The following is a 13,365-nucleotide window of genomic DNA, read 5'->3' as shown; positions in this document are numbered from 1 at the left end:
GCTGGGCAACGCCTGGAACCGTCAGAACGGCAGGCCCGGGATGCCGCTGCCGCCCAGACCCTGGGCCAGCGGGCCGAGCTTCTGCTGCTGGAGCGTCTGCGCGTTCTCGTTGGCCGCCTGTACGGCCGCGATGATCAGGTCGGCGAGGGTCTCGGTGTCCTCCGGGTCCACCGCCTTCGGGTCGATCCGCAGCGCCCGGAGCTCGCCGGAGCCGGTGACGGTGGCCTTCACCAGGCCGCCGCCCGCCTGCCCGTCGACCTCGGTCTGCGCCAGTTCCTCCTGTGCCCGCTGCAGATCCTGCTGCATCTTCTGGGCCTGCTGGAGCAGCTGCTGCATGTTGGGCTGGCCACCACCGGGGATCACGATCAGCTCCTTGTGCCTCTGTACGGCTTTCCCGTTCAGCACGAGCCTACGTGGTCGGCGGGGCCGTCGCCCCAGCACTCTTTCGAGTGAGAGGAACTGGAGTCCTATACCTGATCAAGACCCACTTCCGGGCGGAAAAGAGGCGAAACGCATTTCTTCGCCACCCATTGGGCGGTAGGAAGGGTCCGGCGCGTCAGCCTCAGGTGTTGCGTGACGTTCCGTGCGCTGCGGGGGTCGCATCCACGTCGCAGGTCGTACGTGATGTCACGCACCGTGACAGTAGGGAGTGCCGGGTGGGTCAGCCGGAAATGCAGCCCGACAGGTCGCCGAAGGACAGGCGGGGCGGCGAAGGGGCGGCCGGACTGCGGCCGGGTGATCTGACGGGGCGGGCCTTTCCGCACGGTGACTGGGGAGAGCCGGCGGTGCGGCTGGACGAGTTGTACCGGTGGGTGGAGCGGGGGGCGCTGAACACGGCCGCGTGGTATCTCGCGGACCGGGTGTGGAAGCGGCGCGGGGCCCAGGCGTTGCGGGGCGGGGCCGCGGTGGGGGCGGTCGTGGGGGCGGCGTTGCCGCTGCTGGATCTGACGGGGGTGGCGGGCGGGACGGCGCCGTGGGGGTATCTCTCACTGCTGCTGGGCGTGGCCTGTCTGGCGGCCGACCGGTTCTTCGGGGTGACCTCCGGGTGGATAAGGGACGTCGCCACGGCGCAGGCGGTGCAGCGGCGACTGCAGATGTTGCAGTTCGACTGGGCGACGGAGTGTGTCCGGGAGGTTCTGGGCCCGGCGGAGGGGACGGCCGGTGAGGCGGCGGAGCGGTGCCTGGGAGTGTTGCGGCGGTTCTGCGAGGACGTGACCGAGCTGGTGCGGGCGGAGACGGCGGACTGGATGGTGGAGTTCCGGACCGGGTCCGCGCCCCTGGGGATCCAGTCGGCGGTGACCGGCGGCAGCCGGCCGGACGCGGGGGCGGTACTGGGGCGGTTCGGAGTGCCGCCGACGAATGGAACACGGCCGAACATGCCCCGGCAGCGGCCGCCCGAGGTGCGGTGAGGGGCCACTCGGCCGGGGAGACCCGGCGCCCGGCGGACCGCTGCCGGTCGAAGGAGCCCTAGAGGCGGACGTAAGGCCTGCTAGGGGCGGACGTAAGGCCGGGTCATGATCTCCATGTTGTGGCCGTCCGGGTCGTCGAAGTAGGCGCCTCGGCCGCCGAACAGCCGGTTGATCCGGCCGGGTTCGGTGTGGCTCGGGTCGGCGTAGTAGGTGACCCCGACGGCCTCCAGGCGGGCGATCATGCCGTCGAACTGCTCGTCGGGCACGAGGAAGGCGTAGTGCTGGGACTGGATCGGCTCGTCCGTCTCGTAGTAGTCGAGCGTCACGCCGTTGCCGAGGTCGACGGGCAGGAACGGCCCGAACGGGGCGCCGACCCCGAGGCCAAGGATCGCGGCGATGAACTCGGCGGACAGCTGCCGGTCGCTTGCGTAGACGGCGGTGTGGTTCAGCTGGACGGTGTCTGTCGCGGGGCTGGATCCGTGCGCGTGCGGCTGGTCATGGGACATCAGTGAGGTGACTCCGGTCTTGGGTTCCATCGGGACGGGGCTTGGGTTCCATCGGACGGGAAGGACGCGGAGAAGGGGCGGGCCTCTCGCCCGCCTCGCGCTCACGCCGAGGCCGGGAGCCCCACTCGTGCATGGCCCATGGCCGACCCGGCAGTCACCCGGCCGACACTAGTGACCACCACGGGCCGGGGCAAAGCCGTTTTCGCGCCGCACCGCCACCGGACCGGATCGCCTACGCCTGCGGAGCCGGGAAGGCCACCGGGCTGCGCAGACCCGCCCGGTTCACCGCCCGCACCCCGAAGAACACGTTGTCCTTGGACAGGTCCACCTCGTGGGTCGTCACGTCGCCCACCGGTACGACGTGGGTCCAGTCCGGGGACGTCGTCTCGCGCCAGACGATCTCGTAGCCGGTGAGGTCGGGTTCCGTGCCCCTGGTCCACACCAGGCGGGTGGCGTTGGTGAGGTCGGTGGTGATGATCCTGGCGCCGGTCGGGGTGCCCGGGGCCTGGGCGAGGGTCCACAGGGCCGCCGCGTTGACCTTGGCCACCCGCGCCGTGAAGTCGAAGTCGCAGAACTCCGGCAGATCGCCGTACTGCCTGCCGGTCTCGTCGACGCGGACGTCCTGGTGCTGGTGGGCGAAGTCCTCGGCCGGCTCGGTGAAGCGGGCGGCCGGGTAGCCGCGTTCGAGGAACGGGATGTGGTCGCCGCCCCGGCGGTAGCGGTCTCGGCGGTAGATGACGCGGACCCGCATGCCTGTCGCGTCGTTCTCGGCCACATCCCGTACGAACCTCGCCAGTTGGCGTGTCGCCGAGTCGTTCTCGCCGCCCACCGAGCGGCGGATCGCCGCCTGTTCGGGGGTCTCGGACGACGGGACGCCCTCGGCGAACAGGCGGATCGTGTACGGGTCGCGGGTGCCGTCGTCCGCCGTCGAGCTGCCGACTATGTCGTTCGTGAACATGCCCTGCACATCCGCGCCCGCCGCCTTCAACCGTTGTGCCATGTACGCCGATCCGTACAGCCCCTGCTCCTCCCCCGCCACCGCCGCGAACACGATCGTCGACGCCGGGCGGCGTCCCGCCATCACCCGGGCCAGCTCCAGCACGACGGCAACACCGGACGCGTCGTCGTCCGCGCCCGGCGCGTCGGAGGTGGCGTCCATGACGTCGGTGACGCGGGAGTCGTAGTGGCCGGCGACGACGTAGACGCGGTCGGGCGTCACCGCCCGCGGAGCGTCGCGATCACGTTGGTGATGCGGGTCGCCGTGGGGATGCGCGGGGCCGGTTCCTGGACGTACGACTGGAGTTCCACCGTCATCCGGCCGCCGGAGGCCGCCGCGTACGACCTCAGTTCCGCCGCCAGCCAGTCACGGGCCGCGCCGATGCCTCGCGCGGGGTCGTCCTGGACGGAGAGGGTGTGTCGGGTGCCGAAGGAGACCAGTTCACGGACCGTGGCCTCGATGCGGGCGGGGTCGATCTCGCGGAGCAGGGCGCGCAGTTCGCGGCTGGGGCGCTGGGCGGTCGCGGGAGGGTGGTTCGCCGATGCCGGTGCCGCCTCTGCCGGGCCGGTCGTCGTCAACGCCGCCGCGCTCGCCGCCGTAGCCGCCAGGACCGTCCTTCTGGTGGGGCTGCGGCGCATGTGTCCTCCCGGGGCTGATGATGCCGGCCGACCCTCGCAATGGTTGTGGACATGGCAACAAACGGCAAGGGGACCTCGTCGGCGGGCCGTCACCTCAACTGCCCGCGTCCCCACACAACTTCAGCCCCACCGGCGTCCCGCACGGCAGATGCCCCTGCGTGCGGATCACCCGCTGACTGCTCTCCTTGTCGAGGTAGGCGAGGAACCCGGCCGTGAGGGAGTCGTCGGGCGCCGCCCCGTAGGTGTAGGCGTACTCGATGTCGCGGTACGGATAGGCGCTGTCGCCGCGCTCGATCTCGTCCACGTTCGCGCGGTCCCCGTCGAGCGCCACCGTCCGCACGCCCTTGTGCCGGGCGGCGACACCCAGCTCGCTGTACCCGATGGCGCCGGGCTGACCGGCGACCGTGTCCAGGACCTCGCTCGTGCCGGCGAGTTCGCAGCGCGTCACCACGGTGACCTCGCCCCCGGGCGGCCGGCAGTCCAGTGACGTGCTCTGTGCCTGCTCCCACTGACCGAGCACCCGGTCCTGGAAGACCTGCCGTGTCCCCGAGCTGTCGCTCCGGCTGACGAGGACGACGGGCAGGTCGGCGATCGCCTTGTCGGCGCCGGGGATCAGCTCGCCCCAGCGCTTGTACCTGCCCTTGTAGAGGTCCCGCACCTGCTGCACCGTCAGGCCCCGCGGCCCGAGGTCGATCCCGTCGTTGACGACGAGGGTGAAGACGGACAGCGCGACCTTCTTCCCCTTCAGGCCCAGCCGGTCGCCCAGCGGGCCGTCGGAGAACGCGATCACCGACCGTGCCCCCGACTTCGACCGGTCGCCCAGAGCGGCCAGTTCGGCGACGCCCGCCTCGCTGCCGCGCGTCTCGACGTCGATCTCGGCGCCCGCGCACTTGCGCTCGTAACTCTTCTCCAGGGTCTCGATCACCGGCGCGAAGGCGGTCGAGCCGATCACCGTCAGCTCGCCCTGCTCGCATTCGATCGGGTTGCCGTCACGGAAGACGACGATGCCCGCGAGGGCCAGCACGGAGAGGGTGAGCAGTCCGGTGAAGATCCTGGCCGGAAGGCTGAACACCGGCGCCTTGTCGTCCGGCGTCGCGCTGCGGTTGGGGTGCACCTCGCCGCCCCGGATGCCGCCGCGCACCCGGATGTCGCAGCCCACGTCACCGCCGGACAGCATCACCAGCAGCTTGAAGTGGTCGCCGGGGTTGAGCGGGACGCGCGGGATGCGCAGCCGGTTGTCCTCGTAGCCGAAGCCCCGTTGCGTGGTGAAGTGGTCCATCAGGTGGTCGATGTCGGTCGGCTGCGTGACCGAGACACCCCGGATGGTGCGGTCGGTGAACACCGCGGTGAGACCGTGGGGTTCGGGGCCGGTGTAGTCGTCGCGGTCGATGCTCTGCGAGCCGTCGTTCTCGACGCGCAGCAGCACGAGGGTCGCGTCGTCCATGTCCGCGTCGAACAGGCCGAGCCGGACGTTGGCCCGGCCCGAACGCACGTCGTCGCCTATGGGGTTGTCCATCTGGACGCGGTAGCCGATGCGCTTCTTGCGCGGCACCCGCCGCTCGTACCAGACCATGACACCGGACGCGACGACGCCGAGCACCGCGGTGCCGACGGCCACGACGTTCTCCGCGCTCAGCCACTCCATCGAGTCACAGTAGGCTCGCCGTGATCTCAACGGCCTTACGCGGACGGGTACTTGGGGTTACTGCCTGGTGTACGTCAGCTTCTGCCCGCTGCTCGTGTTCACGCGCTCCAGGCTGCCGTCCGGGAGCAGCGTGATCTCGGTGGCCTCGCCCGGCGAGCAGGTGGGTGGCTCGCCTGCCGTCACCGTGGACGGGCCGATCACCAACGGGCCGTCAGCGCCGGGTGCTTCGGAGAGGGCCGCCTCGAACTCGCAGTGGTAGGTGCCGGTGCCGGCGGGCCCCTCGGCGACGAGCGACAGGACCGTGTCACCCACCTCGCCCTGCCGGATGGTCAGGCTTCGGGTGTTGGCGCCGGCGCTGTTGTCGATCGAAGCCGTCCAGGTGCCGAGGTACTCGGTGGGAATCACTCCGTCCGTCGGCGCGGAGGTGCCCGGGGACGAAGTGGGGCCGGTGGTGGCGGGATCGGTGGTGGGGTCGCCGGTGGTCGTGGTGACGGTCGGGGTGGCGGTCGGATCACCGCCGGCCCGGTCGTCACCGCCGCCGTTCATGAGGGCGTACACCGAGCCACCGGCCGCGAGCGCGACGACGAGTGCGATGAGGACGAGCACCACCGTGGAGCGGCCGCTGCGGTGGGACGGCTCGGGTGGGGTGGTGGGGAGGTAGGGCAGGGGTGGGTCGTAGGGCGGGGTGGGGCCGTACGGCGGAGTGGTGGAGCCGTGCGACGGACTCGGACCGAACGACGGAGGCGGACCGGGCGGCGAGTTCGGGCCGAAGAGGGGAACGTACGGCGCGGGCCCGGCGGCCGGTGGGGTCGGGCCGGACGGTGGCGGCGCGGTCGGGCCGGACGGTGGGTAGCCGTACGCCGGCTGCTGCGGGTGCTGCTGCGGGGAGGTCTGGCCGTTCTGCGTGGCGGCGATGGTGGGGAGCTGGTCCGGCGGTGTCACGCCGGCCGCGGGAGCGTGCTCGGGGGAGGCGGCGGGAGTCGGCTCCATGGCCGGATCCTCCGCGTCCAGCAACCGCACCGCATGCCGCCCCAACTGTGCCACCAGCGCACTCGGCAGCCAGGGGTCCCGGGACCGCCCGTCCGAGACGGTGTCCTCGGCCCCCGTACGTTCCAGGATCCGGTCCAGCGTCGGCCGGGCGCCGGGGTCCTTGCGCAGACAGTCCCGGACCAGCTCGGCGATCCCCTCGGGAACCCCCTCCAGATCGGGTTCCTCCTGGGCGATCCGGAACATCACGGCGTGGGCGCCGCTGTCGACGGAGCCGAAGGGCAGCCTGCCGGTCGCGGCGTACGCGAGCACCGAGCCCAGGCAGAACACGTCGCAGGCGGGCGTGATCCGGTCGCCGCGCACCTGCTCGGGCGCCATGAACCCCGGCGACCCGACGAGCGCGCCCGTCCGCGTGAGCCCGCTCTCGTCGACCGTCTCCAGCGCCCGGGCGATTCCGAAGTCGATGACGCGGGGCCCGTCGATGGTGACCAGCACGTTGGACGGCTTCAGGTCCCGGTGCACGATCCCGGCGGCATGGATGTCCCTGAGCGCGTGCGCCAGCCCCGCGGCCAGGATCCGCACCGAACGCTCGGGCAGCGCCCCGTGGTCGTGCCCGACCACCTGCTGGAGGCTGGGCCCGGCGACATACCCGGTGGCCACCCAGGGCACCTCGGCCTCGGTGTCCGCGTCGAGCACCGGCGCGGTCCAGAACCCGCCGACCCGCCGCGCCGCATGCACCTCCCGCCGGAAGCGGGCCCGGAACTCCTCCTGGGCGGCGAGCTCACGCCGTACGAGCTTCACGGCGACGGTACGGCCACGGTCCGACCGGGCGAGATACACATCCCCCATGCCGCCCGCGCCCAGCCGCGCCAGCAGCCGGTACGCCCCGATGCTCCCCCAGTGCTGATCGCCTGAGGGGACCCCCAGCGGATCTCCCGACCCCTGCTTCCCCATCGCACGCCCCCCAACCAGCCCCCGCCAATGCGTCGGCCCCACGATAGTGCGGCATTTGGGGAGGTGAGCAGGTCGGCGCCTACGGTTCCGTAACAGGAACGCCGAGGTCGTCGAGCACCTTCGACAACCGTTCCAGAACCTTTACGGCATCGGCGAGTTCCGCCTCCCCGAAAGCCTCCGCCAGCCGGTCCGCGAAGGCCGCGTGGCCGGGGTCGATCCGGGAGACCGCCGCGCGCCCCTCCTCGGTCGGCGCGAGGAGTTTCGCGCGGCGGTGGGCGGGGTTGGGCCGGTACTCGGCCAGCCCCTTGTCGACCAGCAGGTCGGCGATGCGCTGCACGCTCTGCCGGGTGATGCCCATGGCCCGGGCGACGCCCGCGACGGGCAGGGGCTCGCCGAGCACCGCGCCCAGCACCTGCCACCAGGCCGCCGTCAGCCCGGCCGGCCGGGCCAGCTCCTCGGCGACCGCGAGGAACTGGCCGTTGAGCCGGAAGACCCCGAGCGCGCCGCCGCTGAGCAGAGCCTGCCGCTCCCGGCTCACGCCGCCCCCGCCTTCTCGAGCACGGCGTACGCCTCCGCGTCGGAGTCGTGGAACAGCCGGTACCAGGCGTCCAGCACCTCACCCTCGTACACCCCGAGGAGCCGGAAGATCTCCCGGGCGAAGGCGACGGGCTCGGTCGGCCCGGCGGTGATCAGCGCGCCGTCGCTTCCGTCGCCGGCGTCGGTGACGGCATCGGCGTCGACGTACCGCTCGCCGCCGCCGTAGCCGGTGGCCGCGAGGTAGAAGGAGACGGCGCTGGTGTGGGCACGGTCGTCCAGCAGTCCCTCGCGGGCCAGCCCGGCGGTGGCCCCGCAGATCGCGGCGACGGGCACGCCGGCGTCGAGGAACTCGCGCGCCTTGCGGGCGAAGGGCGCGAGGTCGTCGGACGTGTCCCAGAGGTCGGCGCCCGGGAGGATCAGCAGCGCGCTGTCATCGGGCCGTACGTCGTCTAGGGCGAGGTCGGGCTGGACGCGCAGCCCGCCGATGCTGCGGACGGGCTCGGCGGTCGGGCCGACGGTGCGGATCTCGTACCCGGCGCGCGCGAGGTGGGCGGTGGCGTGACCGGTCTCCCAGTCGGCGTAGGTGTCGTAGGCGGCGAGGTGCACGGGCTTGCTCATGATTCCTCCTGGTCATCCCGGACCTTCCGAAGATGACAATATCCTGTCATTTGGACAGCTTCCTGTCAATACACGGGTGCTGCCGTGCTGCCTGCCCATTCCGCCGCGCACCCCCTGTCGACAACCTGTCGCGGAAACCCCCCGACCGCAGACATGACGCCGATACCTCGCCCACCCCCCGCGCTCCTACGCTCGCCCGCATGACCCCTCATCAGGCAGATCCCGAGGCCGGCGCCGCCGTGAAGACCACGGACCGTGCGCATGTGTTCCACTCCTGGTCCGCGCAGGAGCTCATCGACCCGCTCGCCGTCGCCGGTGCGGAGGGGTCGTACTTCTGGGACTACGACGGCCGGCGCTACCTGGACTTCACCAGTGGGCTCGTCTACACCAACATCGGCTACCAGCACCCGAAGGTCGTCGCCGCGATACAGGAGCAGGCCGCGCGGATGACGACCTTCGCGCCCGCGTTCGCCGTCGAGGCGCGGTCGGAGGCGGCGCGGCTGATCGCCGAGCGGACGCCCGGCGACCTGGACAAGATCTTCTTCACCAACGGCGGCGCGGACGCGGTGGAGCACGCCGTGCGGATGGCGCGGCTGCACACCGGGCGCCCGAAGGTGCTCTCGGCGTACCGCTCGTACCACGGCGGCACCCAGCAGGCCGTGAACATCACCGGTGACCCGCGCCGCTGGGCCACCGACAGCGCGGCGGCCGGTGTCGTGCACTTCTGGGCGCCCTTCCTCTACCGGTCCCGGTTCTACGCGGAGACCGAGGAGCAGGAGTGCGCGCGGGCGCTGGAGCATCTGGAGACGACGATCGCCTTCGAGGGGCCGTCGACCGTCGCCGCGATCATCCTGGAGACGGTGCCCGGAACCGCCGGGATCATGGTGCCGCCGGCCGGTTACCTCGCCGGGGTGCGGGAGATCTGCGACAAGTACGGGATCGTCTTCGTCCTCGACGAGGTCATGGCGGGGTTCGGGCGGACCGGGCAGTGGTTCGCGGCGGACCTCTTCGATGTGACGCCCGACCTGATGACCTTCGCGAAGGGCGTGAACTCCGGGTACGTCCCGCTGGGCGGTGTGGCGATCTCCGGGGCCATCGCGCAGACGTTCGCCAAGCGCCCCTACCCGGGCGGCCTGACCTACTCCGGGCACCCGCTGGCCTGTGCGGCCGCCGTCGCGACGATCCAGGTCATGGCCGAGGAGGGCGTCGTCGAGAACGCCGCCCGGCTGGGCGCCGAGGTGGTCGGGCCGGGGCTGCGGGAGCTGGCGGAGCGGCATCCGTGCGTCGGCGAGGTGCGTGGTGTCGGAATGTTCTGGGCTCTGGAGCTGGTGAAGAACCGCCAGACGCGTGAGCCACTGGTGCCGTACAACGCGTCCGGCGAGGCGAACGCGGCGATGACGGCGTTCGGCGCCGCCGCGAAGGCCGGGGGAATCTGGCCGTTCGTGAACATGAACCGCACCCATGTCGTGCCGCCGTGCAACGTGAGCGAGGCGGAGCTGAAGGAGGGGCTGGCGGTACTGGACGCCGCGCTGGCTGTGGCGGACGAGTACACGGAATAGGAGCCACCTCTGTGATGCCGGCCGCTTGTCTCCGCCCGCGGCGGGGGCGAGAAAGATCCCGGCGAACGCAGAAACGTCCCGCAGACCCCGAACGCGTAAGGTGGCGTGCTCGTAGACATATACGCGCACGCCACCTCATCGCGACGACGGGAGACGCCCCGACCATGCCCGGCACCGGCGGCAACGGCTCCGTGACCCGGAGCACCCTGCGGCAGCAGCTCGCGGACGCCCTGCGGGACGAGGTGCTGGCCGGACGGCTGCAGGCGGGCAGAGAGTTCACCGTCAAGGAGATCGCCGAGCAGTACGGCGTCTCCGCGACCCCCGTGCGCGAGGCCCTCGTCGATCTCTCCGCGCAGGGCCTCCTGGAGGCCGACCAGCACCGCGGCTTCCGCGTCCACGAGTACTCCGTGGCGGACTACCGCGGCATCATCGAGGCCCGCGGCCTGGTCACCACCGGCATGTTCCAGGTCCTCGCCACCGACCACTCGGGCCACCGGGACCCCGACAACCCCCGCGTCCACGCCGCCGTGCTCGGCGTACGCCGCCGCGCCGAGGAGGCCCAGCGCGCCGCCACCGCCGGCGACCTCACCGTGCTGATCGGCTACGACCTGCGCTTCTGGCGCGAACTCGGTGCCCTCTTCGGCAACCCCTACCTCGCCGACTTCCTGCACCGGCTGCGCGTCCAGGCCTGGGTCTGCGCCGTCCAGCACCTGCGCCGCGTCGACGACCTGCGCGGCCACCTGTGGTCCCGGCACACCGACCTGGTCGACGCCCTGATGCGCCGCGACCTGCCCACGGCCCGCGCGATCATCGCGGCCCACGACGCGGACTCCCTCGCCCTGATCGAGCGGCTGGCCTCGGGATGACCCACGAGCGGGAACTGCCGGACACCCCCGACCTCACCGACTTACCCGGCCTCCCGGAACTCCCCGGCCTCCCCGATGTCCCCGGCCTCCCCGATGTCCCCGGCCTCCCCGATGTCCCCGACGTCCCGGACACCCCCGACCTCTCGGTCGTCATCCCCGCCTACAACGAGGAACACCGCCTCGCCCACACCCTCGACGCCCTCACCGACCACCTCACCACCGGCAACACCCGCTGGCCCGACTGGGAGATCGTCGTAGCCGACGACGGCTCCACCGACGCCACCCGCGCCCTCGTCACCGAACGCCGGCACCACAACCCCCGTATCCACCTCGTCACCACCCCCCGCAACCGCGGCAAGGGCCACGCCCTCCGCCTCGGTGTGGCAGCCAGCCGCGGCCGTCGCGTGCTCGTCACGGACGCCGATCTCGCGACGCCGATCGAGGAGCTGGAACGGCTCGACAAGGCACTCACCGAGGGCAACTGCGCGGCGATCGGCTCCCGTTCGGTCCCCGGCGCCACGATCGGCGACCGCCAGCACCGGCTGCGCGAACTCCTGGGCCGCGCGGGGAACCTGCTCATACGCCGTACCGCCCTCCCCGGCATCCGCGACACCCAGTGCGGCTTCAAGCTCTACGACGGCGACCGCGCCCGCGAGGCCTACGCCGCCTCCCGCGTCAACGGCTGGGCCATCGACGTCGAGGTGTTGCGGCACCTGCACAGCGCGGGCCTGCCCATCGCCGAGGTCCCCGTCCGCTGGTCCCACCGGCCCGGCTCGAAGATCGCACCGCTGGACTACGCCCGCACCCTCACCGAGATCGCCCGCATAGCCGTGCGCTCCCTGCGCCCCGCCGACGTCTTCGCCGCCTTCCTCTTCCTCCTGATGTCGGTGGCCCTGTACTCCGCCCGCTTCTTCGACCCGGCCCACCGCTACCTCCCCGACTCCCTGCGCGACCAGAACCAGTGGGAGTGGTTCTTCGCGGTCACCGCCGACAACGTCGCCCACTTCCGCAACCCGCTCTTCACCGACCTCCAGGGCTTCCCCGACGGCGTCAACCTCATGGCCAACACGGTCATGCTGGGCCTCTCCGTCCCCCTCACGCCCCTCACCCTGACCGCCGGCCCCGCGGTCACCCTCAGCCTGGTCATGACGCTGGGCCTCGCCGCCACCGCGGCCGCCTGGTACCGGCTGATCGTCAAGTACGTCGTACCCGGCCGGATCGCGGCCTTCCTGGGCGCGTCCCTGGCCGCCTTCGCCCCGCCCATGGTCAGCCACGCCCACGCGCACCCGAACTTCGTGGTCCTCTTCATGATCCCGCTGATCATCGACCGCGCCCTGCGCCTGTGCGCGGGCACCCGGGTCGTCCGGGACGGGGTGGTCCTGGGCCTGATGGCGGCGTACCAGGTCTTCCTCGGCGAGGAGCCGCTGCTGCTGGCGGCGCTGGGCATGCTGCTCTTCGCCGCCGCCTACGCCGCCGTACGCCGGGACACGGCCCGGGACTCCTGGCGGCCGCTCCTCAGAGGCCTCCTCATCGGCGCCTCCGTCTGCCTCCCGATCGTCGTCTACCCGCTGGTCTGGCAGTTCTCCGGCCCGCGGAGCTACACCGACATCGAGCACAACCCCCGCTCCTTCAACAGCCCCCTCGCCCTGCTCTCCTTCGCCGAGCGCTCCTGGCTCGCGGGCGACGCGGAGACGGCGAACGCCCTGTCCTTCAACACCACCGAACAGAACGCCTTCTACGGCTGGCCCCTGGTCCTCCTCGCCTTCGCGATTCTCGTACGGCTGTGGCGACAGGCCCTGGTCAAGGCGCTGGCGTTCACGGCCGTGGCCGCCGCGTTCCTGTCCCTCGGGCGGGAGTTCCGCATCCCGCTCACCGGCACGACCCTCCCCGGGCCCTGGACACTCCTCGCCGACAGACCGCTCTTCGAGGCGGTCATCGAGAGCCGGGTCGCGATGATCTGCGCTCCGGCGCTGGGCATGCTGCTCGCGCTCGCCGTGGACCGGCTGCTCGCCACCCGCCCCCTGCCCACCCGCTGCATCGGCCTGCTGGGCGTCGGCCTCGCCCTGCTTCCCCTCGTCCCGGCCCCGCTGAGGGCGGTCGACCGCGTCGACGTGCCCGCCTTCATCGCGGACGGGACCTGGAAGTCGTACGTCCGCGAGGGCGAGTCACTCGTGGCGGTGCCGTTGCCCGACCCCGGGGACGCGGAGGCGCTGCACTGGCAGACCGAGGCCGGCCTCGGATTCAGGCTGGCGGGCGGCTACTTCAACGGCCCCTACGGCGACGAGCGGATCGGCATCTACGGCGCCGAGCCCCGTTTCACCTCCAACCTGCTGCGCGAGGTGCGCGACTCGGGCGAGGTCCCGCCGATCGTCGAGTCCTGGCGGGAGCAGGCGCGGGCGGATCTGGCGTACTGGAAGGCGGGCGTGCTGGTGCTGGCCCCGCAGCCGAACGACGGGGCGCTGCGTGAGACCGTGGAGAAGCTGGTGGGCGGGCCGGGTAGGTGGGTCGGCGGAGTGTGGGTATGGGACCTGCACGAGCCGGGGCTCGCTCAGGGACCCAGTCCCATGAACTCGTATCAAGACGATGACCCCGCACAAGGGGTCCGCCCCCGGCCCGCACCCATTACCCTTCCCTGACCACTGTGCTATG

The 13,365-nt window shown here is 71.9% G+C and carries 12 protein-coding genes; 4 read left to right on the top strand and 8 right to left on the bottom strand.

Annotated elements, in window-relative coordinates; genetic code table 11:
• Positions 1–21: 21 nt before the first annotated feature.
• A complete protein-coding gene (locus tag IF78_RS0109975; protein ID WP_031482736.1) occupies positions 22–363 on the bottom strand; it encodes a YbaB/EbfC family nucleoid-associated protein in 342 nt (113 codons plus the stop codon).
• A 293-nt stretch (positions 364–656) separates the two neighbouring features.
• Between IF78_RS0109975 and IF78_RS0109970 the strand changes: the two genes are divergently transcribed.
• Positions 657–1,409: an SLATT domain-containing protein gene (locus tag IF78_RS0109970; RefSeq protein ID WP_031482738.1), complete on the top strand. Its 753-nt coding sequence runs from the start codon at positions 657–659 to the stop codon at positions 1,407–1,409.
• An 80-nt stretch (positions 1,410–1,489) separates the two neighbouring features.
• On the opposite strand, the gene IF78_RS0109965 is transcribed toward IF78_RS0109970, so the two are convergent.
• The 7 genes from IF78_RS0109965 to IF78_RS0109940 all read right to left on the bottom strand — a co-directional run bounded on the left by IF78_RS0109965 (position 1,490) and on the right by IF78_RS0109940 (position 8,291).
• Positions 1,490–1,915, bottom strand: coding sequence for a VOC family protein (locus IF78_RS0109965; RefSeq protein ID WP_031482740.1), 426 nt, complete (start codon positions 1,913–1,915; stop codon positions 1,490–1,492).
• 232 nt (positions 1,916–2,147) lie between these two features.
• Positions 2,148–3,134, bottom strand: coding sequence for a M28 family metallopeptidase (locus IF78_RS43470; RefSeq protein ID WP_234439833.1), 987 nt, complete (start codon positions 3,132–3,134; stop codon positions 2,148–2,150).
• Positions 3,131–3,550 (bottom strand): zinc-binding metallopeptidase family protein, encoded by a 420-nt coding sequence (locus IF78_RS49575; RefSeq protein ID WP_234439834.1) that lies wholly within the window; start codon positions 3,548–3,550, stop codon positions 3,131–3,133. Before IF78_RS49575 ends, IF78_RS43470 begins: the two co-directional genes overlap by 4 nt.
• 94 nt (positions 3,551–3,644) lie before the next feature.
• Positions 3,645–5,195, bottom strand: coding sequence for a PstS family phosphate ABC transporter substrate-binding protein (locus IF78_RS0109955; RefSeq protein WP_031482743.1), 1,551 nt, complete (start codon positions 5,193–5,195; stop codon positions 3,645–3,647).
• A gap of 57 nt (positions 5,196–5,252) precedes the next feature.
• Positions 5,253–7,136, bottom strand: a complete 1,884-nt coding sequence (locus tag IF78_RS0109950) for a serine/threonine-protein kinase (protein ID WP_031482745.1) — start codon at positions 7,134–7,136, stop codon at positions 5,253–5,255.
• A gap of 79 nt (positions 7,137–7,215) precedes the next feature.
• Positions 7,216–7,674, bottom strand: a complete 459-nt coding sequence (locus IF78_RS0109945) for a MarR family winged helix-turn-helix transcriptional regulator (protein ID WP_031482747.1) — start codon at positions 7,672–7,674, stop codon at positions 7,216–7,218.
• A complete protein-coding gene (locus IF78_RS0109940) occupies positions 7,671–8,291 on the bottom strand; it encodes a type 1 glutamine amidotransferase family protein (RefSeq protein ID WP_031482748.1) in 621 nt (206 codons plus the stop codon). The genes IF78_RS0109945 and IF78_RS0109940 overlap by 4 nt, the downstream gene beginning before the upstream one ends.
• A 200-nt stretch (positions 8,292–8,491) precedes the next feature.
• On the opposite strand from IF78_RS0109940, the gene IF78_RS0109935 reads away from it, so the two are divergent.
• The 3 genes from IF78_RS0109935 to IF78_RS0109925 all read left to right on the top strand — a co-directional run bounded on the left by IF78_RS0109935 (position 8,492) and on the right by IF78_RS0109925 (position 13,352).
• Positions 8,492–9,850 (top strand): aspartate aminotransferase family protein, encoded by a 1,359-nt coding sequence (locus IF78_RS0109935; protein WP_031482750.1) that lies wholly within the window; start codon positions 8,492–8,494, stop codon positions 9,848–9,850.
• Positions 9,851–10,014: 164 nt separating this feature from the next.
• Positions 10,015–10,716, top strand: coding sequence for a GntR family transcriptional regulator (locus tag IF78_RS0109930; protein ID WP_031482752.1), 702 nt, complete (start codon positions 10,015–10,017; stop codon positions 10,714–10,716).
• Positions 10,713–13,352, top strand: coding sequence for a dolichyl-phosphate beta-glucosyltransferase (locus tag IF78_RS0109925; RefSeq protein ID WP_078662369.1), 2,640 nt, complete (start codon positions 10,713–10,715; stop codon positions 13,350–13,352). The genes IF78_RS0109930 and IF78_RS0109925 overlap by 4 nt, the downstream gene beginning before the upstream one ends.
• Positions 13,353–13,365 lie beyond the last annotated feature (13 nt).

This window comes from Streptomyces bicolor (genome assembly GCF_000719285.1).
Taxonomy (GTDB): Bacteria; Actinomycetota; Actinomycetes; order Streptomycetales; family Streptomycetaceae; genus Streptomyces; species Streptomyces bicolor.
The sequence above is the reverse complement of the archived record's forward strand: the minus strand, read 5'-3'. Positions and strand labels throughout refer to the sequence as shown.

Excerpts from the sequence above, each read along its gene's own strand:
- IF78_RS0109935 (WP_031482750.1), top strand. The coding sequence starts at position 8,492 with ATGACCCCTCATCAGGCAGATCCCGAGGCCGGCGCCGCCGTGAAGACC.
- IF78_RS0109940 (WP_031482748.1), bottom strand. The coding sequence starts at position 8,291 with ATGAGCAAGCCCGTGCACCTCGCCGCCTACGACACCTACGCCGACTGG.
- IF78_RS0109955 (WP_031482743.1), bottom strand. The coding sequence starts at position 5,195 with ATGGAGTGGCTGAGCGCGGAGAACGTCGTGGCCGTCGGCACCGCGGTG.
- IF78_RS0109925 (WP_078662369.1), top strand. The coding sequence starts at position 10,713 with ATGACCCACGAGCGGGAACTGCCGGACACCCCCGACCTCACCGACTTA.
- IF78_RS49575 (WP_234439834.1), bottom strand. The coding sequence starts at position 3,550 with ATGCGCCGCAGCCCCACCAGAAGGACGGTCCTGGCGGCTACGGCGGCG.
- IF78_RS0109950 (WP_031482745.1), bottom strand. The coding sequence starts at position 7,136 with ATGGGGAAGCAGGGGTCGGGAGATCCGCTGGGGGTCCCCTCAGGCGAT.
- IF78_RS0109930 (WP_031482752.1), top strand. The coding sequence starts at position 10,015 with ATGCCCGGCACCGGCGGCAACGGCTCCGTGACCCGGAGCACCCTGCGG.
- IF78_RS0109965 (WP_031482740.1), bottom strand. The coding sequence starts at position 1,915 with ATGTCCCATGACCAGCCGCACGCGCACGGATCCAGCCCCGCGACAGAC.